The sequence below is a fragment of the Enterobacter wuhouensis genome, from assembly GCF_004331265.1.
GTDB lineage: Bacteria > Pseudomonadota > Gammaproteobacteria > Enterobacterales > Enterobacteriaceae > Enterobacter > Enterobacter wuhouensis.
In genome coordinates, this window is record NZ_SJOO01000002.1 from 487626 (window position 1) to 507005 (window position 19380).

The 19380-nt window shown below is 58.2% G+C and carries 17 protein-coding genes; 11 read left to right on the forward strand and 6 right to left on the reverse strand.

Annotated features, from left to right (window positions below; translation table 11 throughout):
- Window positions 1–177: 177 nt before the first annotated feature.
- Window positions 178–2592: a putative ABC transporter permease subunit YbbP gene (gene ybbP / locus E0L20_RS06375; protein WP_131633213.1), complete on the reverse strand. Its 2415-nt coding sequence runs from the start codon at window positions 2590–2592 to the stop codon at window positions 178–180.
- A complete protein-coding gene (gene ybbA, locus E0L20_RS06380) occupies window positions 2589–3275 on the reverse strand; it encodes a putative ABC transporter ATP-binding protein YbbA (RefSeq protein ID WP_131633214.1) in 687 nt (228 codons plus the stop codon). The genes ybbP and ybbA overlap by 4 nt, the downstream gene beginning before the upstream one ends.
- Between ybbA and tesA the strand changes: the two genes are divergently transcribed.
- From tesA to E0L20_RS06395, 3 genes are read left to right on the forward strand one after another with little or no spacing between them, the layout of a single operon-like run.
- Window positions 3246–3869, forward strand: coding sequence for a multifunctional acyl-CoA thioesterase I/protease I/lysophospholipase L1 (tesA, locus tag E0L20_RS06385; RefSeq protein ID WP_131633215.1), 624 nt, complete (start codon window positions 3246–3248; stop codon window positions 3867–3869). The genes ybbA and tesA overlap by 30 nt on opposite strands.
- A complete protein-coding gene (locus E0L20_RS06390; protein ID WP_165500688.1) occupies window positions 3859–4668 on the forward strand; it encodes an SDR family oxidoreductase in 810 nt (269 codons plus the stop codon). Before tesA ends, E0L20_RS06390 begins: the two co-directional genes overlap by 11 nt.
- Before the next feature lie 58 nt (window positions 4669–4726).
- On the forward strand, window positions 4727–5581 hold the full coding sequence (locus E0L20_RS06395) for a co-chaperone YbbN (protein ID WP_131633217.1): 855 nt from the start codon (window positions 4727–4729) through the stop codon (window positions 5579–5581).
- An 87-nt stretch (window positions 5582–5668) separates the two neighbouring features.
- Here the strand turns inward: E0L20_RS06395 and fetB are convergent, their stop codons facing one another.
- Window positions 5669–6451, reverse strand: a complete 783-nt coding sequence (gene fetB / locus E0L20_RS06400) for an iron efflux ABC transporter permease subunit FetB (protein ID WP_131633218.1) — start codon at window positions 6449–6451, stop codon at window positions 5669–5671.
- Entirely contained in the window at window positions 6444–7115 is a 672-nt protein-coding gene (gene fetA / locus E0L20_RS06405) for an iron efflux ABC transporter ATP-binding subunit FetA (protein ID WP_131633219.1), read from the reverse strand. The genes fetB and fetA overlap by 8 nt, the downstream gene beginning before the upstream one ends.
- Before the next feature lie 156 nt (window positions 7116–7271).
- Here fetA and E0L20_RS06410 point away from each other — a divergent pair, with 156 nt between their 5' ends.
- The 3 genes from E0L20_RS06410 to E0L20_RS06420 all read left to right on the forward strand — a co-directional run bounded on the left by E0L20_RS06410 (window position 7272) and on the right by E0L20_RS06420 (window position 9655).
- Window positions 7272–8135 carry a hypothetical protein gene (locus E0L20_RS06410; RefSeq protein WP_131633220.1) on the forward strand — a complete coding sequence of 288 codons (864 nt, stop codon included), beginning with the start codon at window positions 7272–7274 and terminating at the stop codon, window positions 8133–8135.
- 156 nt (window positions 8136–8291) lie between these two features.
- Complete coding sequence (locus E0L20_RS06415; RefSeq protein WP_131633221.1) at window positions 8292–9206, forward strand: SPFH domain-containing protein; 915 nt, start codon at window positions 8292–8294, stop codon at window positions 9204–9206.
- Window positions 9203–9655, forward strand: a complete 453-nt coding sequence (locus E0L20_RS06420; RefSeq protein ID WP_131633222.1) for an NfeD family protein — start codon at window positions 9203–9205, stop codon at window positions 9653–9655. The genes E0L20_RS06415 and E0L20_RS06420 overlap by 4 nt, the downstream gene beginning before the upstream one ends.
- Here the strand turns inward: E0L20_RS06420 and cueR are convergent.
- The gene (cueR, locus tag E0L20_RS06425) at window positions 9652–10062 is read right to left on the reverse strand and encodes a Cu(I)-responsive transcriptional regulator (RefSeq protein ID WP_131633223.1); all 411 of its coding nucleotides are present in this window, start codon (window positions 10060–10062) and stop codon (window positions 9652–9654) included. The genes E0L20_RS06420 and cueR overlap by 4 nt on opposite strands.
- A 108-nt stretch (window positions 10063–10170) precedes the next feature.
- On the opposite strand from cueR, the gene copA reads away from it, so the two are divergent.
- The 3 genes from copA to ybaK all read left to right on the forward strand — a co-directional run bounded on the left by copA (window position 10171) and on the right by ybaK (window position 14296).
- Window positions 10171–12669, forward strand: a complete 2499-nt coding sequence (gene copA / locus E0L20_RS06430) for a copper-exporting P-type ATPase CopA (protein WP_131633224.1) — start codon at window positions 10171–10173, stop codon at window positions 12667–12669.
- A 153-nt stretch (window positions 12670–12822) separates the two neighbouring features.
- Complete coding sequence (locus tag E0L20_RS06435; RefSeq protein WP_131633225.1) at window positions 12823–13617, forward strand: TraB/GumN family protein; 795 nt, start codon at window positions 12823–12825, stop codon at window positions 13615–13617.
- Window positions 13618–13816: 199 nt separating this feature from the next.
- Window positions 13817–14296 (forward strand): Cys-tRNA(Pro)/Cys-tRNA(Cys) deacylase YbaK, encoded by a 480-nt coding sequence (gene ybaK / locus E0L20_RS06440; protein WP_131633226.1) that lies wholly within the window; start codon window positions 13817–13819, stop codon window positions 14294–14296.
- A 96-nt stretch (window positions 14297–14392) separates the two neighbouring features.
- Here ybaK and ushA read toward each other — a convergent pair whose 3' ends face one another.
- Entirely contained in the window at window positions 14393–16045 is a 1653-nt protein-coding gene (ushA, locus tag E0L20_RS06445) for a bifunctional UDP-sugar hydrolase/5'-nucleotidase UshA (RefSeq protein WP_131633419.1), read from the reverse strand.
- Between the two features lie 164 nt (window positions 16046–16209).
- On the opposite strand from ushA, the gene E0L20_RS06450 reads away from it, so the two are divergent.
- Both E0L20_RS06450 and ybaL read left to right on the forward strand, forming a co-directional pair.
- Window positions 16210–17430, forward strand: coding sequence for an MFS transporter (locus tag E0L20_RS06450; RefSeq protein WP_131633227.1), 1221 nt, complete (start codon window positions 16210–16212; stop codon window positions 17428–17430).
- A gap of 232 nt (window positions 17431–17662) precedes the next feature.
- Window positions 17663–19339 (forward strand): YbaL family putative K(+) efflux transporter, encoded by a 1677-nt coding sequence (gene ybaL / locus E0L20_RS06455; RefSeq protein ID WP_131633228.1) that lies wholly within the window; start codon window positions 17663–17665, stop codon window positions 19337–19339.
- The last annotated feature ends 41 nt before the right edge of the window (window positions 19340–19380 follow it).

The following is a 19380-nucleotide window of genomic DNA, read 5'->3' on the forward strand; positions in this document are numbered from 1 at the left end:
TTCCTTGATAGACACGCTGCTAAATATTTAGCAGGTGAATATTAACTGGAAATAATCTGGCTGTGTGGGCGGGTTTTTAATGATTTGTGCTACTAACGCTTGTGGTATTACCGTTTTGTGCTACTAAGCGATTACGCACCAGCATATAAACCGGTGCGTAATCATCACGGATGTAAATTAACTGACAAACTGTCGGAACAGCGCTTTACCTTTTAAAAGCCGCGTTCCGAGCCAGCCGCCGCACAGCGACAACAGCACCGCGCCGCACGCCGGCAGCGTGATCCACAGCCGCCAGTCCGGCTCCCACGGGAAGTCAAAGACTCTGGTCTGCAGGACCGCCAGCGCCGTCTCCGCACCAATGGCCGCCACCAGGCCGGCCACCAGCCCCAGCAGGGCAAATTCGCTCCAGAGCGTGGCGCGCAGCAGGCGCTTTCCTGCCCCCAGCGTGCGGTAAACCACCAGCTCCTGATGGCGCTGACGCATGCCAACCTGCACCTGCGCCAGCAGCAGCAGTACGCCGCAGATCGTCACCAGCACCACCATCACCTCCAGGGCACGGCTAACCTGATCGAGCACCTGACCCACCTGCTTCAGGATCGCGCCGATATCCAGCAGGCTCACCGTCGGGAATTCCCGGTTAAGCTGGGTCAGCATGCCGTTGCCGTTCTCCCAGCGGAAGCTCGTCAGCCAGCTCTGCGGCTGCCCGTCCAGCGCCCCTGCCGGGAAGATGAAGAAGAAGTTTGGCCGCAGGCTTTCCCAGTCCACCTTGCGCAGGCTGGTCACCTTCGCGCTGAAATCCTGCGTGTCGCCGGTAAAGGTCACGCTGTCCCCGAGCCTCACGTTCAGGCGCTTCGCCAGCCCCTCCTCCATCGACACTTCACCCGCTTTGGGTGGCCAGGTTCCGGCGGTGATCGGGTTGTGGTCAGGGCGCTTATCCTGCCATGTCAGGTTCAGCTCGCGGTTAAGCGATTCGTCTTTATTTCCGTCCGTCGACTGCCCGTTAATCTGCGTCAGGCGCGCGCGAACGATGGGATAGAACGACTCCGGAATAATGTGGTGCTCCGACAGGAAGCCCTTCAGCGGCGTGACCTGTTCCGGGGCAATGTTGATCAGGAAATAGTTCGGGCTTTCCGGCGGAAGCTGCTGCTGCCAGCGATCGAGCAGATCGCCGCGCAGCACCAGCAGCAGGGCCAGCAGCATAAACGACAGCGAAAACGCCGAAAGCTGGCTGAGCGTGGACCACGGCTGGTGCAGCAGGCGGTTCACCGCCAGCCTCACCGGCAGCGATTTGACCGTCAGCTTTCTCAACACGTTGAGCAGCAGCCAGCCCACCACGCCGCACAGCAGCGCCAGCACCACGGCCCCCGCCAGCACGGCCCACAGCAGCGTGCTGCCGCCCATCAGCCAGGCCAGCAGCCCGACCGCCACGGCGATAATCACCGGCAGATAAAACTTCAGCGGCCAGACGCTGGCAACCACGTCACGGCGCAGCACGCGCAGCGGCTGCGTTGCCAGCAGCAGCCGGTACGGGCGTAGCCCTACCAGCAGCGAAATCACCGTCATCGCGCCGATTGCCCATAGCCACGGCCAGAGGCTGGCGGGAGGAAGCGCTGCAGGCAGAACCGGCTTTAGCAGCACCATCAGCAGCTTCTCAAACAGCAGCCCGATAGCCCCGCCGGTCACGGCAGACAGCGCCAGCACCATCAGCCACTGGCCGACGATCAGCCTGCGCAGCTGCGCCCGGCCCGCGCCGAGGGTTTTGAGGATTGCCACCAGGTCGTAGCGGCTGCGGCAGTAGTGCCCCATCGCCACGGCGACCGCCGCAATGGCCAGCAGCAGGGTTAACAGCGCCGACAGCAGCAGGAACTGCTGGGAACGCTCAAGGGATTTGCCGAGCGCCCCTTCGTCCTGCTCCAGCCCGTACCAGCGGTGTTCCGGCTTGAGCTGCGGCAGGAGCCATTTTTCATACGCATCAAGCTGCGCGGGCGTACCGCCAAACTTGTAGCGCCAGGTGACGCGGCTCCCCGGCTGCACGGCGTTGGTTTTTGCCACGTCAGCGGTATTCATCAGCAGGCGTGGCGCAAGCTGGAACGGGTTGAAGCCCGAGTCGGGTTCCTGAACCACCTCCCCGGCAATTTTCAGCGTGGCGTCACCCACGTCGATGCTGTCGCCCGTTTTCAGGTTCAGCAACGCCATCAGGCGCGGGGCCAGCAGTACGGTGCCGGATGTCGGCTTCAGGCCCGCCGGGCTGGTCTGAAGCTCCCCGTACATGGGGTAGACATTATCGACGGCTTTCACGCTCGCCAGCTGCGGCGTGTCGCCCGCAAAGGTCATGGTCTGGAACGTAATCTGCTCGCCGACCTTCAGCCCCATCCGGCGGGCCTCATCTATCCAGCCGGGCGGAACGGCGCGCGAGCTTTGCAGCGTCCTGTCCCCCGCCATAAATTCACGGCTCTGCTGGCTGAGGCCTTTCTCCATGCGGTCGCTGACGCTGCCGAGCGCCAGCACGCAGGCCACCGCCAGGCTTAGCGCCAGCCAGACAATCAGCAGCGAGGGCGAGCGCCATTCGCGCCAGAACCAGCGTGCGATCATGCTTCCTCCTGCAATTCACCGTTCACCAGGCGCAGGCGTCGGTCACAGCGGGCGGCGAGCTGCGGATCGTGGGTGACCAGAACCAGCGTCGTGCCGTGCTCGCGGTTGAGGGAAAACAGCAGATCGGCAATTTTATCCCCGGTCTTACGATCGAGATTGCCGGTGGGTTCATCGGCGAATAACACTTCAGGCCGGCCGTTGAACGCGCGCGCCAGCGCCACGCGCTGCTGCTCGCCGCCGGAAAGCTGGGCCGGAAGATGGTTGAGGCGTTTGCCCAGCCCCAGCTGTTCCAGCAGCGCTTTCGCGTGATCGCGGCTTTCACGGGTGTTTTCCCCGCGCAGAAGCCCCGGCAGCTCGACGTTTTCCAGCGCGTTCAGGGTGGGGATGAGCATAAAGGACTGAAAGACAAAACCGATATGCCGGGCGCGCAGCGCGGCGCGCGCCTCTTCATCAAGCTGGTGCAGCGGTTGCCCAACAAGGTTGACCTCTCCACTGCTGCCGTCGTCCAGGCCGGCCAGAATCGCCAGCAGCGTGGACTTACCGGAACCGGATTCGCCAATCAGCGCGATGGTTTCGGCGCGTTTGACAACGAGTTCAACTCCGGTGAGGATGGAAAGCTCGTGTTCCCCCTGACCGACGGACTTCTTAAGACGATGAACTTCAACACTGTTTTCCGCTGGCATTTGCCCTTCCTGTTTATGATTCTGATGACCTTCCGCGCGGCGGCAGCGGACACGTTACTGGTTCTGGGCGACAGCCTGAGCGCGGGCTATCGCATGGCGGCCAATGCGGCCTGGCCGGCCCTGCTCAATGACAAATGGCAGACGCAAACCGCTGTCGTCAACGGCAGCATCAGCGGCGATACGTCGCAGCAAGGCTTATCGCGCCTTCCCGCCTTACTCAAGCAGCATCAGCCGCGCTGGGTGCTGGTGGAGCTGGGCGGTAATGATGGCCTGCGCGGCTTCCAGCCTCAGCAAACGGAGCAGACGCTGCGCACCATTTTGCAGGACATTAAGGCGGCCAATGCCCAGCCGCTGCTGATGCAAATTCGCCTGCCCGCCAACTACGGTCGTCGGTATAATGAGGCCTTTAGCGCGATTTACCCTAAGCTTGCCAAAGAGTTTGATATTCCGCTGCTGCCATTTTTCATGGAAGAGGTCTATCTCAAACCCCAATGGATGCAAGACGATGGTATTCACCCCAATCGCGATGCACAGCCGTTTATTGCCGACTGGATGGCAACACGGTTAGCCCCTTTAGTTAAACATGACTCCTGATTACGTGGAGATCCTGACAGGTAAAGTTATGCAAAAATCGGTCTTAATAACAGGATGTTCCAGCGGAATTGGCCTTGAGAGCGCGCTTGAATTAAAACGTCAGGGATTTTGGGTACTGGCGGCCTGCCGCAAACCCGAAGACGTCGACCGCATGAACGGGATGGGCCTTAAGGGCATCCTGCTCGATCTGGATTCGCCCGAAAGCGTTGAACGCGCCGCCGACGAGGTGATTACCCTGACCGGCAACCGCCTGTACGGCCTGTTTAATAATGCCGGCTACGGCGTTTATGGCCCGCTGGAGACAATTTCACGCGAGCAGCTGGAGCAGCAGTTCTCCGCTAACTTCTTCGGCGTGCATCAGCTGACCATGCGCCTGCTCCCGGCGATGGTGCCACACGGTGAAGGACGCATTGTGATGACCTCCTCGGTGATGGGGCTGATTTCTACCCCAGGCCGCGGTGCCTATGCCGCCAGCAAATATGCGCTGGAAGCCTGGTCAGACGCCCTGCGCATGGAGTTACGCCACAGCGGCATCAGGGTGAGCCTGATTGAACCCGGCCCCATCCGCACCCGCTTTACCGATAACGTGAACCAGACGCAGTCTGACAAACCGGTCGAGAACCCCGGCATAGCCGCACGTTTTACCCTCGGACCTGACGCGGTTGTCGCCAAAGTTCGCCATGCTTTTGAGAGCGATAAACCCAAAATGCGCTATCCGGTCACGCTGGTTACCCATGCCGTCGGCTGGCTAAAACGCCTGCTGCCGGGCCGGGTGATGGACAAAATTTTACACGGCTGAGTTGAAGCGCCGTCGCTCACCCCCATGTAAAGATCAAACTGATAAAAGAGAATTCCGCATGTCCGTACAGAATATCGTCAATATCACTGAAGCTAACCTGCAGCAGACGCTCGAACAGTCGATGACTAAGCCGGTGCTGTTCTACTTCTGGTCTGAGCGCAGCCAGCACTGCCTGCAGCTGACGCCGGTACTGGAAAGCCTGGCCGCGCAGTATAACGGTCAGTTCATACTGGCGAAGCTGGACTGTGACGCCGAGCCCATGGTGGCCTCTCAGTTTGGCCTGCGCGCCATCCCAACGGTGTACCTGTTCCAGAACGGTCAGCCTGTGGATGGCTTCCAGGGGCCGCAGCCGGAAGAGGCGATCCGCGCCCTGCTGGATAAAGTGCTGCCGCGTGAAGAGGAGCTGAAAGCGCAGGAAGCCATGGCGCTGATGCAGGAAGGCAAATATGACGAGGCGCTGCCGCTGCTGAAAGACGCGTGGCAGCTGTCGAATCAGGATAGCCAGATTGGCCTGCTGCTGGCGGAAACGCAGATCGCCCTGCACCGTTCAGAAGATGCAGAAGCCGTGCTGAAAACCATTCCGATGCAGGATCAGGACACCCGCTATCAGGGCCTGGTGGCGCAGATTGAACTGCTGAAACAGGCGGCGGACACTCCGGAGATCCAGCAGCTTCAGCAGCAGGTTGCCGACAACCCGACGGATGCCGCACTGGCAAGCCAGCTGGCGCTGCAGCTGCATCAGGTGGGGCGTAACGAAGAGGCGCTGGCGCTGCTGTTCAGCCATCTGCAAAAAGACCTCGCCGCCGCAGACGGCCAGGCGCGCAAGATGTTCCAGGAGATCCTGGCCGCGCTGGGCACCGGTGACGCGCTGGCCTCGAAGTATCGCCGTCAGCTGTACGCGTTGTTATATTGATGCACTTTGCCCGGTGGCGGCTTCGCCTTACCGGGCCTACAAAAGCACGAATCGTAGGCCGGGCAAACGCAGTGCCGCCCGGCACAATCACCGCACGTTTTTCAACTGCGTCACCACCAGCTGGTGACGCGAGTTGTAAAACTTCCGGTAGGTTAAATAGCAGGCAATAATGGTCGACAGGCTGGCCGTAGAGAGCAGCATAAAGGTCACCATGATCTGATACTTAATCGCTTTCACCGGATCGATACCGGCAAAAATCAGCCCCGACATCATCCCCGGCAGGCTCACCAGCCCCACCGTTTTCACCGAATCCACCGTTGGGATCAGCGACGAACGGATGCTTTCGCGGATTAACCGCGCAGAGGCCACCTTCGGCGTTGCCCCAAGGCTCAGCTTCTCCTGCAGCTGCTGCTGTTCGCTGCTAAATCGCTGCCCCAGATTGTTGTAGCACAGCCCCACGGCCACCATCGCGTTGCCGGCGATCATCCCGGAGATCGGAATCACCTGCATAGGGGTAAATTCAATAGAGCCCGAGAGAACCAGCACCGCCAGCGTAAGCGCCGTTCCGGTGGTGATGGCAATAAACGATGAAATGAATGCTTTATCGATGTACTTGCTGCGCTTCTGCGCGTTCCAGGCCGCGTTGAAGCAGATAAAGAGCACCATCAGCAGCGTTAGCACCGCGTGGTTGACGTTGAAAATGTACTTGAGCACATAGCCAACGATGATGAGCTGGATTACCGCGCGGCAGATGCTCCACAGGATATCTTTCTCCAGCCCCAGCTTTTCCCGGTAGCTCACCACGATTGCGACCAATACCAGCACCATCGATAGCGCCAGCGATTCGTTAGTTATATTATGTTCACCCACGGTGTGCCTCCTGCATTTTCCCACCCTGCGGCGCCAGCCTGATGACATCATCCGCATGGGTAATTTCATTTGCGTCGTGCGTCACCCACAGCACAGCGATGTTCTGCTCCCGCGCGTAGCGATGAATGATGTCGTTAACGTTGCGTTTATTGTCGTCGTCCAGCGCGCTGGTGATCTCGTCGAGGAGCAGCACCTTCGGCAGAAACTGCAGGTTGCGGATCAGCGACACGCGCTGTTTTTCTCCGCCCGACAGCTCGTGAATGGATTTGGTGAGCGTTTCCTGGGGCAGGCCAAAGCGGGCGAGATCGGCAATGAACGCTTCCGGCTCCGGCGTTTTTTCGCGGATCTGCCACGGGAAAATCAGGTTGTCGTAAACCGTCTCGCCAAACAGGGAAGGCGTTTGCACACAGTAGGAGACCTGCTGGCGATAGCGTTCCGGCGAAAGCGTCGCGATATCTTTTCCTTCAAACATAATGGTGCCTTCCGTCGGGCTGAGCAGCGAGGCCACAATCTTCAGTAACGTGCTTTTACCGCAGCCCGAGGGGCCCGTGATGAGTTTGAATTCACCCGGTGAGAGGCTTATATCCACGTGCTGAAGGATGATATTACCACCGACATGAAAGCCAACGTCCTTAGCCTGCAAGAGCTTCGTTTTATTGTTCATCTCTGTTCCCTTTTAACGCATCACTTATTGAACACATTTTACAGTTTATCTTTACAGTTTACAGTGTGACCACGCTGGCAGTTCCGCACCCAGGGTTTAGAACCTTCGTTAAAGTGGTGTTAAACTCTGCGCGCAGCACAATAAGGAAGTACCAGAATGTCTAATAATCACACTTTTTATGAGTTTTCCGCGCTTGAACCCGGGGTAAAAACAATAGACCAGCTTCTTGCGGCTATTGCTTCTGAATCTGTTACGGCATTTGTCTTTGGCGGAGAGCTGGTCAGGTTCGTCAACGGTCTGCTGAAGATGAAACCCGTTATCCAGCTTAAAAATTGCCGTTTTGCCTTTGATAATGGCGCTCGCTTTGTTGAAGTTGATAGCAAAGGGAATGTTAAAGAGTTTGAACCAGGGCAAGTTCCGGCCTGGTTTCAGGATCCGGGTGAGTTTGCCCGAGGCCAATGGTTAGTTAACCATGACTTTGCCGATCTGGTCACGCCAGAGTTCATTCATGCTTTTATCGAACGTTTCCCTGACGTAAAGAAAAGACGCGAGCATGCAAATCTCCTCTTTGACCTGCAGCTCGGCAAGATGTCAGCGGCAGCAGCGCAGCCGGTGCACAAAAGAAGCGGAAATATTCAGGGGAAAACAACCAAACCCCGCGTTACGGACCTTCAGTCTTTCGAACTCTTCGGTCAATTCTATAGCCGACTGAAAGAGGCCGTAAACGCCGATCGTTTCCCGACCCTGCAGGTCCTGACCGGCTACGAATCAATGAATGAAGCCCCTACATCGCTCAAAGGAGCGGTCCGTACCTGGTTTAAGGGCATTACAGGCCAGCTTCCCCCCAACAATAAGCGCGTGGGCGCGGGCAATTCGGCGCTCTTTTGTGCGCCAATCCGGGAACAGCTGCAGCACGTAGATGAAATCGGGCTTGAGGCATACTACCAAAGTCTCTCTAAAGCGATTGCGGACGCCGGTGAAGATACGCTTATTGCAGACTTTACCTTCCATTATAAATAACCTTTTTTCCTGCCCCGCTTTCTGCGGGGCTGCTTATTTCCCGAGAGTCTGTTTCCCACCTCTTTACAGGGGCGAATTTCCCCCCAATAGCCGATATACTTACGGCTAACAAACACGCGGATTTTCTTATCACAGCATGCAAAACAGGAGGTTTTTATGCTCATCGTTATTCCTGTCCTTATTTTCGTCGCGCTGGTCATCGTGGGCGCGGGTGTCAAAATTGTCCCGCAGGGCTATCAGTGGACCGTAGAGCGTTTCGGTCGATACACCAACACGCTGCAGCCGGGATTAAGCCTGATCGTGCCGTTCATGGACAGAATTGGTCGCAAGATCAACATGATGGAACAGGTACTGGATATCCCTTCTCAGGAAATTATCTCCAAGGACAACGCCAACGTTACCATCGACGCGGTCTGCTTTATTCAGGTCATCGATGCGCCAAAAGCGGCCTATGAGGTGAGCAACCTCGAGCTGGCCATCGTCAACCTCACCATGACCAATATTCGAACGGTGCTCGGCTCGATGGAGCTGGACGAGATGCTTTCCCAGCGCGACAGCATTAACACCCGCCTGCTGCACATTGTCGATGAAGCGACGAATCCGTGGGGGATCAAGGTCACCCGCATTGAGATCCGCGACGTGCGTCCGCCGGCGGAGCTGATCGCCTCCATGAACGCCCAGATGAAGGCCGAGCGAACCAAGCGTGCCTATATTCTGGAAGCCGAAGGGGTGCGTCAGGCCGAGATCCTCAAGGCAGAAGGTGAAAAGCAGTCGCAGATCCTGAAGGCAGAGGGCGATCGTCAGTCCGCATTCTTACAGGCCGAAGCGCGTGAACGTTCAGCCGAGGCGGAAGCCCGCGCCACCCAGATGGTCTCCGAGGCGATTGCCGCCGGTGATATCCAGGCCGTGAACTACTTTGTCGCGCAAAAATATACCGACGCGCTGAAAGAGATCGGCTCTGCGAACAACAGCAAAGTGGTGATGATGCCGCTGGAGGCCAGCAGCCTGATGGGCTCCATCGCGGGCATTGCGGAATTAATCAAAGACAGCGGGAACGAGCGCAAAAAATGATTGAGCTGATCGTTGCACATCCTCATGCCTTCTGGCTAAGCCTCGGCGGCTTATTGCTGGCGGCGGAGATGCTGGGCGGCAACGGCTACCTGCTGTGGAGCGGTATCGCCGCAGTGATTACCGGGCTTCTGGTCTGGATCCTGCCGCTGGAGTGGGCGTGGCAGGGCGCGCTGTTTGCCGTCCTGACGCTGGTGGCGGCGTGGCTCTGGTGGCGCTGGCTGAACAAACGGGTTAAGGAACAGACGCCCGCAGACGCACACCTTAACCAGCGCGGACAGCAGATCGTCGGCAAGCGCTTTACGCTGGATACTACGCTGGTCAACGGGCGCGGGCACATGCGCGTGGGCGACAGCTCGTGGCCCGTCGTGGCTGACGACAACCTCAGTGCCGGAACGCAGGTTGAAGTCATTGCGGTGGAAGGCATTACCCTGCGGGTTAAGGCCTGTTAAGCATGCGCCTTACGGTGACAGCAGCCAGAAAGGTTGTCGATAATCGGGCAATCGGCGCTGTCATCTCCCGGACATGATGCCGCCAGCCCCAGGAGCTGCTCGCGCATCGCCTGTAGTTCGACAATGTGGCGTTCGATCTCCGCCACTTTTTCCAGCGTGCGCTTTTTCACGTCGGCGCTGTGGCGCTTCGGATCGTTGAACAGGTTAACCAGCTCGCCGCACTCTTCCAGATTAAACCCCACCTGCCTTGCCTGGCGCAGAAGCGTCAGTTCATCAAGATGCAGCTGCGTGTAGCTGCGGTAGCCGTTTTCGCTGCGCAGCGGCGGCGTGACCAGCCCTTTCTCTTCATAAAAGCGAATAGCTTTGCTGGTTAACCCGGTTTTTTTCGCAACATCACTGATATTCACATTTCCCCCTTGACCTTCCCCTTGATGGAAGGTTTAACCTTCATAACAGTTAGCGAAAAGCGTTACTCCGGTCAACTACTGACCAGTTCATTATACGGGAGTTTTGTTATGTCTCACACTATAGACCTGACGCTGGACGGCCTCTCCTGCGGCCACTGTGTCAAACGCGTTAAAGAAAGCCTGGAACAGCGCCCTGACGTTGAAAGCGCTGACGTGACTATCGATCGTGCCGCCGTGACCGGCAGCGCCAGCGCCGACGCGCTGATCGATACCATTAAGCAGGCCGGTTACGGGGCGGAGTTAAGCCACCCAAAGGCTAAACCGCTGGCAGAGTCATCATCCCCGTCGGAAGCGCTGACAGCGGCCACTCCTGAGCTTCCGGCAGCGGATGACATTGACGACAGCCAACAGCTGCTGATCAACGGCATGAGCTGCGCCAGCTGCGTCTCCCGGGTACAAAACGCCTTGCAGGCCGTACCGGGCGTCGCGCAGGCACGGGTCAATCTTGCGGAGCGCACCGCGCTGGTGATGGGCAGTGCCTCCGCCGCAGATTTAGTGCAGGCGGTTGAGAAAGCGGGCTACGGTGCGGAGGCCATCGAAGATGATGCCAAACGCCGCGAGCGCCAGCAGGAAACGGCGGTTGCCACCATGAAGCGCTTCCGCTGGCAGGCGATCGTCGCCCTGCTGGTCGGTATTCCGGTAATGGTGTGGGGCATGATCGGCGACAACATGATGGTCACCGACGACAACCGCACGCTGTGGCTGGCGATTGGCGTCATTACGCTGGCGGTGATGGTCTTTGCTGGCGGGCATTTCTATACCAGCGCCTGGAAGAGCCTGAAAAACCGCACCGCGACGATGGACACCCTGGTGGCGCTCGGAACGGGCGCGGCGTGGCTCTATTCCATGAGCGTGAACGTCTGGCCCCAGTGGTTCCCGATGGAAGCGCGGCATCTCTACTATGAAGCGAGCGCGATGATTATCGGCCTGATTAACCTGGGCCATATGCTGGAAGCCCGCGCCCGTCAGCGCTCCTCGAAAGCGCTGGAAAGATTGCTCGATTTAACCCCGCCGACGGCCCGCGTGGTCACGGACGAGGGGGAGAAAAGCGTCCCGCTGGCGGACGTCCAGCCCGGCATGACGCTGCGCCTGACGACGGGCGACCGCGTTCCGGTTGACGGTAAGATAACCCAGGGCGAAGCCTGGCTGGATGAAGCGATGCTGACCGGCGAGCCTATCCCTCAGCAGAAATCAGACGGCGACGCCGTTCATGCCGGTACGGTGGTGCAGGACGGCAGCGTGCTGTTTACCGCCAGCGCCGTCGGCAGCCACACGACGCTGTCGCGTATCATCCGCATGGTGCGCCAGGCGCAGAGCAGCAAGCCGGAGATCGGCCAGCTCGCCGATAAAATCTCCGCTATTTTTGTTCCCGTCGTGGTCTGTATCGCCCTGCTGAGCGCGGCCATCTGGTATTTCTTCGGCCCGGCACCGCAGATTGTCTACACCCTGGTGATTGCCACCACGGTGCTGATTATCGCCTGTCCGTGTGCCCTTGGCCTGGCGACGCCGATGTCGATTATCTCCGGGGTAGGCCGCGCGGCCGAATTTGGCGTACTGGTGCGGGATGCCGACGCGCTGCAGCGGGCCAGCACCCTCGACACGCTGTTGTTTGATAAAACGGGTACGCTGACCGAAGGCAAACCGCAGGTCGTGGCGGTGCACGCTCTCGACTTCTCTGAGGCTGACGCGCTGCGCCTTGCCGCCGCGCTGGAGCAAGGGTCCAGCCACCCGCTGGCCCGCGCCATTCTTGACAAAGCCAGTGAAGTGACTCTGCCGCAGGTGAGCAACTTCCGCACCCTGCACGGGCTCGGCGTCAGCGGTGAAGCCGAGGGCCACACGCTGCTGCTGGGCAATCAGGCGCTGCTGAATGAAAACGGTGTTGATACCTCGGCGCTTGAACACGAGCTGAACGCTCAGGCCTCGCAGGGCGCTACGCCGGTTCTGCTCGCCGTTGACGGCAAAGCCGCCGCGCTGCTGGCCGTTCGCGACCCGCTTAGACAGGACAGCGTTGATGCGTTGAAACGCCTGCATCGCGCGGGCTATCGCCTGGTGATGCTGACCGGGGATAACCCCACTACCGCCAACGCCATTGCCAAAGAGGCGGGCATTGATGAAGTGATCGCTGGCGTGCTGCCGGATGGCAAAGCCGACGCTATCAAGAACCTGCAAAGCCAGGGTCGTCAGGTGGCGATGATCGGCGACGGGATCAACGACGCCCCGGCGCTGGCGCAGGCTGAGGTGGGTATTGCCATGGGCGGCGGGAGCGATGTGGCCATTGAAACGGCGGCCATTACCCTGATGCGCCACAGCCTGATGGGCGTTGCGGATGCGCTGGCCATTTCGAAAGCCACGTTGCGCAACATGAAGCAGAACCTGCTGGGGGCGTTCATCTACAACGCGTTTGGCATCCCCATTGCCGCCGGGATTTTGTGGCCGCTGACCGGCACGCTGCTGAACCCGGTAGTCGCGGGGGCCGCGATGGCGCTCTCCTCCATCACCGTGGTGAGCAACGCCAACCGTCTGCTGCGGTTTAAACCGAAAGCGTAGAATGCCAGAAGTAGGCCGGGTAAGCGCAGCGCCACCCGGCTTTTTTTGCCTGATGGCGCTGCGATTATCAGGCCTACGAAACCTGACGGCGTTCGCCTATTGCGCCCCCCTTCCCCACGCGCTAGCATGAACCTTTCCGGTCATGGAGCGCGTATGAGCCTGTTTAATCGTATAAAAGCGTCGTTTCGCGCCCTTTTCCCTCGCCGCTATACCTGGCCCGGTATGGATATTTCGCTACCCGGTGGACAGCATCTCCATCTGGTCGGCAGCATCCATATGGGCACGCAGGATATGTCTCCCCTGCCACCCGGCCTGGTAAAACGCCTGAAGAGCGCCGATGCGCTGGTCGTCGAAGCGGATATCTCAGGTCACGACTCGCCCTTTGCCGGGCTTGAAAGCGATCGTCCTCTGGCCGAGCGGCTGAATGAGCAGCAGTTCACCGAGCTGACGCGCCTCGCCGATGAGGTTGGCGTGTCCCTCTCCATGCTGGATACTCTGCCGCTCTGGCAGATTGCGATGGTGTTACAGGCCACGCAGGCGCAGCGTCTTGGCTTGCGCGGCGATTACGGCATCGATTACCAGCTGTTGAATGCGGCGAGGGCGCGCAGCATGCCCATCATCGAGCTGGAAGGCACCGATAGCCAGATAGCCCTGCTTCGCCAGCTTCCCGACGACGGCCTGATGCTGCTGGATGACACGCTGACCCACTGGCACACCAACGCGCGGCTGCTGCAAACCATGATCGGCTGGTGGCTGAATGCCCCGCCGACGGACGGTAAGCTGGCGCTACCGTCGACGTTCAGTGAATCGTTGTATGACGTGCTGATGAACGAGCGCAACAAAGCCTGGCGAGAGACGCTGCACGCTCTGCCTGCCGGATATTACGTTGTGGCCGTTGGCGCGTTACATTTGTACGGAGAAGGGAATTTGCCGTCGCTGCTGAAATAAAAAAATGGCCAATATTTCTATTGGCCCGTCAAAGAGGAATTTCATCGTTTTTATTATGCCGAAGGAGACCTTCGGTTGAGCCGATTGTCGCTCAAAGTGACCATCACTGCCAATACTATTGCGCAAGATGGTGCTATTTTTTAGACAAACGTCAGGCGTATGCTGTTGGCATGAATTGTCTGTCGCAAGAAGGATAGCTATGACTCCCGCCGTTAAATTACTCGAAAAAAACAACATTTCCTTCCGGATCCACACTTACGATCACGATCCGAATGAAACCAACTTTGGTGACGAAGTGGTGCGCAAGCTGGGGCTAAACGCCGATCGGGTCTACAAAACGCTGCTGGTGGCGGTAAACGGGGATATGAAGCATCTCGCCGTCGCGGTCACGCCCGTTGCCGGGCAGTTGGATCTGAAAAAGGTCGCGAAAGCGCTGGGAGCAAAAAAGGTCGATATGGCCGATCCGATGGTTGCGCAACGCACCACCGGGTATCTGGTCGGCGGCATCAGCCCGCTCGGGCAGAAAAAACGCCTGCCGACGCTGATCGATGCGCCTTCACAGGAGTTTGAGACGATCTATATTTCGGGCGGCAAGCGCGGGCTGGATATTGAGCTGGCCGCAGACGATCTGGCGGAAATGCTGGACGCGAAATTTGCGGATATTGCGCGCCGGGAGTAAAAGAAAAGCCGGGTGGCGGCTACGCCTTACCCGGCCTACATTTTGCACCCGTAGGCCCGGTAAGCGCAGCGCCACCGGGCAAAACAACAACCCGCACTACTGCCAGCTCACCTCACCCTTCGGCTCATAGGCATTCACGTCAATCGGTGAATTCTGCTGGATATACTGTTTCAGCACTTCCGCGTCGATAAAGCCGGTATTCACATAGCCCGGTTTGTTATCGATATGCGGATAACCGTCGCCGCCGGTGGCGTTAAAGCTTAACGTTGCCAGACGGTACGTTTTAGCCGGGTCAACCGGTTCGCCCTTGATCTTCAGATCGTTAAGCTTGCCCTCTTTTGCGTTAAAGCTAACGTTGGCAAACTGCGGATAGGCACCCGAGTCCGGCTTCATCTGCGCGACGGCGGTGAGGTACTCAATAACCTCTTTACCGCTCATGTCCGCATACACCACCACGTTGCCGAACGGCTGCACCTTGAGCACGTCCTTGTAGGTGATGTTCCCGCCTTCGATGGAATCACGAATGCCGCCGCCGCTCATCACGCCAAAGTCCGCACCGGTGCGCGCCATTTGCGCCGCCAGCACCAGGTGGCCCATATTGGTCTGCACGAAGCGCACCTTGCTGCGATCCCCTTCCAGTCTACCGTTCAGCGTCCCGATCTTCACGTCCAGCTGGGCCTTGCCCTTGCTCTGGAACGGCGTCAGCAGGGAGAGCATCTGCTGATTCTCATGGATCTCAGGCGTGTAAAGTACGCGCTCGCTTTTCCCGTCCGGGTAGGTCACTTTCTTCTTCAGGTTGACCGGAATAAGCTGATAGTGCACCAGCTTCATCTCGCCGTTGCGGAACTCGAAATCGGCACGACCGACGTATTTCCCCCACTCGTGGGCCTGGACAATCCAGATACCGTTTTGACGATCCGGCGCGCACGGCGTGCCGGGCACGTAATCCACCTGCTTTTTATTCTCAGACGCCATGCACACCGGATCTTGTGAGTGACCGCCCACAATCATCGCCAGCGAGCCTGCCGGCAGGCTGCGCGCCATCTCCACGTCTCCCGGCGCGTTGGAGCCGTGCTCGCCGTTATCGTAGTGGCCCATATGGGTAGTGGCGATAATCACGTCCGGCTTTTCGTTCTGCTGCAATTCCTGGATCACCAGCTTCGCTTCGTCTGCCGGTTTGCGGAATTCGATATCGGTAAAGAATTCAGGGTTGCCAATTTTTGCCGTGTCGTCGGTGGTTAAACCAATGACCGCAATTTTGAGGTCCTGACGCTTAAACAGCGCCCATGGCTTAAACAGACGCTCCCCGGTGCTTTTTTGATAAATATTGGCGGAGAGGAACGGGAATTTGGACCACTTTTCCTGCTGGCGAAGCACGCTCAGCGGGTTGTCGAACTCATGGTTGCCAACGGCCATCGCGTCGTAGCCAATTAGGTTCATGCCGCGAAAGTCAGGCTCGGCATCCTGCAAATCGGATTCCGGGACGCCGGTATTAATATCGCCTCCGGACAGCAGCAGCACGCTGCCGCCTTCTGCGGCGACCTCTTTGCGAATACCGTCCACCAGCGTTTTTTGCGCCGACAGGCCATATTCACCGTATTCACTGCGCCAGAAATGGCCGTGGTGATCGTTGGTATGCAGAATAGTGATTTTATAGGTTTTATCTTTTTCATACGCCTGCGCGGGTGAACTCATCATCCCCCAGGCCGCTATCAACGCCAGCGCGACGCCACGCTTCATTAACTTCATCATCTCTCTCCCTGACCAATAGACAAACGCAAAAATTACAGTGACTCACAAGAATAGACAAATATGTTTTCAGAATTGCGACTTTCTTCAAATGTCGCGGACGGGTATGTTAGTTGGATAATAATTACACCCTGCATTTCTAATAACAAAACGACGTGGTATTTATGGCAATCAGTGAATCAACCCAGCCCGTTTCGGGCGCTCCGGCGTCGCCGCCAAAATCGCGCACCTCATTTAAAGTATTAGGCGCAATCAGTCTGTCTCACCTGCTCAACGACATGATCCAGTCGCTGATCCTGGCAATCTACCCGCTGCTGCAGTCTGAGTTCTCGTTAACCTTCGTGCAGATCGGGATGATCACCCTGACCTTCCAGCTGGCCTCCTCGCTGCTGCAGCCGGTGGTGGGCTACTGGACGGACAAATACCCGATGCCGTGGTCGCTGCCGATTGGCATGTGCTTTACCCTAAGCGGGCTGGTGCTGCTGGCAATGGCGGGCAGCTTTGAAGCGGTGCTGGTCGCCGCCGCGCTGGTGGGAACGGGTTCGTCGGTGTTCCACCCGGAGTCGTCACGCGTGGCGCGCATGGCCTCCGGCGGACGGCACGGGCTGGCGCAGTCCCTGTTCCAGGTGGGCGGTAACTTCGGTAGCTCCCTCGGCCCGCTGCTGGCAGCGGTGATCATCGCCCCGTACGGTAAAGGCAACGTGGCGTGGTTTGTGCTTGCCGCCCTGCTGGCGATCGTGGTGCTGGCGCAGATCAGCCGCTGGTACGCTGCGCAGCACCGCGTGAATAAGGGCAAACCTGTAGCGAAGGTTATTAATCCCCTTCCCCGCAACAAGGTTATCCTGGCCGTAAGCGTGCTTCTGGTGCTCATTTTCTCGAAATATTTCTATATGGCGAGCATCAGCAGCTATTACACCTTTTACCTGATGCAAAAATTCGGATTATCGGTACAAAACGCCCAGTTTCACCTGTTTGCCTTCCTCTTTGCGGTGGCGGCAGGCACGGTTATTGGCGGGCCTGTGGGCGATAAAATTGGGCGTAAATATGTCATTTGGGGCTCGATCCTCGGCGTAGCGCCGTTTACCCTCATTTTGCCGTACGCAACCCTTGAATGGACGGGGATTTTAACCGTTATCATTGGTTTCATCCTCGCGTCCGCCTTCTCGGCTATCCTGGTCTACGCGCAGGAGCTGCTGCCCGGGCGTATCGGTATGGTTTCCGGCCTCTTTTTCGGTTTTGCCTTCGGTATGGGTGGCCTTGGAGCCGCGGTGTTGGGGATGGTTGCGGACCACACCAGCATTTTCCTGGTCTATAAAATCTGTGCTTTCCTGCCACTTCTGGGGATGTTGACCATATTCCTGCCTGACAACCGTCACAAAGCATGATTTACAGGCCGCCAAAGTTAAACTTTGGCGGCCCCACCCCCTCATACCATAAGGGTTTCGTCTTCTTACCCTTGCCGATTTTGTCATATCCTGCTTTTTTGCATCCATATTGCCGTTTTATTCAAACTTCAACAATTATTCATAAACATAAGCCTGAAAATTGTCATAAACTATTAATCGGCTTTTTGGTATTCACACCAAAAATGGAACACTCACCGCGAAAGGAGACGGAATGCACCACGCCACACCGCTTATCACCACCATTGTTGGTGGACTTGTGCTTGCTTTTATCCTTGGCATGATTGCCAACAAACTGCGTATTTCTCCTCTTGTCGGCTATTTGTTAGCGGGTGTTCTGGCGGGTCCTTTCACGCCAGGTTTCGTGGCGGATACCAAACTGGCTCCTGAACTGGCGGAATTGGGCGTGATTCTGCTGATGTTTGGCGTGGGCCTGCATTTTTCCCTAAAGGACCTGATGGCGGTAAAGTCGATCGCCATACCGGGTGCGATCGCCCAGATAGGGGTGGCGACGCTGCTGGGGATGGCGCTTTCGGCGATGCTGGGCTGGTCACTGATGACCGGCATCGTGTTTGGGCTGTGTCTTTCAACCGCCAGTACCGTGGTGCTGCTGCGCGCGCTTGAAGAGAGACAGCTGATAGACAGCCAGCGCGGACAAATCGCGATTGGCTGGCTGATAGTTGAAGATCTGGTGATGGTGTTGACGCTGGTTCTGCTGCCTGCCGTCGCCGGGATGATGGAAAAAGACAACGTCGGCTTTGCCTCGCTGGCGCTGGACATGAGTATCACCATCGGTAAAGTCGTGGCCTTTATCGCCATCATGATGCTGGTGGGTCGCCGCCTGGTGCCGTGGATCATGTCCCGCAGCGCGGCGACGGGCTCCCGCGAGCTGTTTACGCTCTCCGTTCTTGCTCTGGCGCTGGGCATCGCCTTTGGCGCCGTTGAGCTGTTCGATGTTTCCTTCGCGCTGGGCGCGTTCTTTGCCGGGATGGTGCTGAACGAGTCCGAGCTGAGCCACCGCGCCGCGCACGACACCCTGCCGCTGCGCGACGCGTTCGCCGTGCTGTTCTTTGTCTCCGTCGGGATGCTGTTTGACCCGATGGTGCTGATCCATCAGCCTCTGGCGGTGCTGGGCACGCTGGCGATCATCATCTTTGGTAAATCGGCGGCGGCCTTCTTCCTGGTGCGTATGTTCGGCCACTCGCCGCGTACGGCGCTGACTATCGCCGCCAGCCTGGCACAGATTGGTGAGTTCGCGTTTATCCTGGCGGGCCTGGGTATGGCGCTGAATCTGCTCCCTCAGGCCGGACAAAACCTGGTGCTGGCGGGGGCGATCCTCTCCATCATGCTAAACCCGGTGCTGTTTGCCCTGCTGGAAAAATACCTCGATAAAACCGAAACGCTCGAAGAGCTGACGCTGGAAGAGGCGACGGAGGAAGAGAAGCAGATCCCGGTGGATATCTGCAACCACGCGCTGCTGGTCGGCTTTGGCCGCGTGGGGAGCCTGCTCGGTGAGAAGCTGATGGCGCAGGGCATTCCGCTGGTGGTGATAGAAACATCGCGCACCCGCGTCGACGAGCTTCGCGAGCGCGGCATTCGCGCGGTGCTGGGTAATGCAGCGAACGAAGAGATTATGAATCTTGCACACCTCGACTGCGCCCGCTGGCTGCTGCTGACCATCCCGAACGGCTATGAAGCCGGTGAGATTGTGGCTTCCGCGCGCGAGAAATGTCCAACGATTGAGATTATCGCCCGGGCGCACTATGACGACGAGGTGGAGTACATTACCGAGCGCGGCGCGAATCAGGTGGTAATGGGCGAGCGTGAGATTGCGAATACTATGCTGACGCTGCTGGAGAAACCGCCGGTTGAAGAGGCGGTGACGGGTTAATTTTGGTGCGGCCTGGTCCCCTCACCCCAGCCCTCTCCCCA

Coding starts and splice junctions, on each gene's coding strand:
- ybaL (WP_131633228.1), top strand. CDS start 17,663: ATGCACCACGCCACACCGCTTATCACCACCATTGTTGGTGGACTTGTG.
- fetA (WP_131633219.1), bottom strand. CDS start 7,115: ATGAACAATAAAACGAAGCTCTTGCAGGCTAAGGACGTTGGCTTTCAT.
- copA (WP_131633224.1), top strand. CDS start 10,171: ATGTCTCACACTATAGACCTGACGCTGGACGGCCTCTCCTGCGGCCAC.
- E0L20_RS06450 (WP_131633227.1), top strand. CDS start 16,210: ATGGCAATCAGTGAATCAACCCAGCCCGTTTCGGGCGCTCCGGCGTCG.
- E0L20_RS06415 (WP_131633221.1), top strand. CDS start 8,292: ATGCTCATCGTTATTCCTGTCCTTATTTTCGTCGCGCTGGTCATCGTG.
- E0L20_RS06435 (WP_131633225.1), top strand. CDS start 12,823: ATGAGCCTGTTTAATCGTATAAAAGCGTCGTTTCGCGCCCTTTTCCCT.
- E0L20_RS06395 (WP_131633217.1), top strand. CDS start 4,727: ATGTCCGTACAGAATATCGTCAATATCACTGAAGCTAACCTGCAGCAG.
- ybbA (WP_131633214.1), bottom strand. CDS start 3,275: ATGCCAGCGGAAAACAGTGTTGAAGTTCATCGTCTTAAGAAGTCCGTC.
- ushA (WP_131633419.1), bottom strand. CDS start 16,045: ATGAAGTTAATGAAGCGTGGCGTCGCGCTGGCGTTGATAGCGGCCTGG.
- tesA (WP_131633215.1), top strand. CDS start 3,246: ATGAACTTCAACACTGTTTTCCGCTGGCATTTGCCCTTCCTGTTTATG.
- ybaK (WP_131633226.1), top strand. CDS start 13,817: ATGACTCCCGCCGTTAAATTACTCGAAAAAAACAACATTTCCTTCCGG.
- ybbP (WP_131633213.1), bottom strand. CDS start 2,592: ATGATCGCACGCTGGTTCTGGCGCGAATGGCGCTCGCCCTCGCTGCTG.
- E0L20_RS06410 (WP_131633220.1), top strand. CDS start 7,272: ATGTCTAATAATCACACTTTTTATGAGTTTTCCGCGCTTGAACCCGGG.
- E0L20_RS06420 (WP_131633222.1), top strand. CDS start 9,203: ATGATTGAGCTGATCGTTGCACATCCTCATGCCTTCTGGCTAAGCCTC.
- E0L20_RS06390 (WP_165500688.1), top strand. CDS start 3,859: ATGACTCCTGATTACGTGGAGATCCTGACAGGTAAAGTTATGCAAAAA.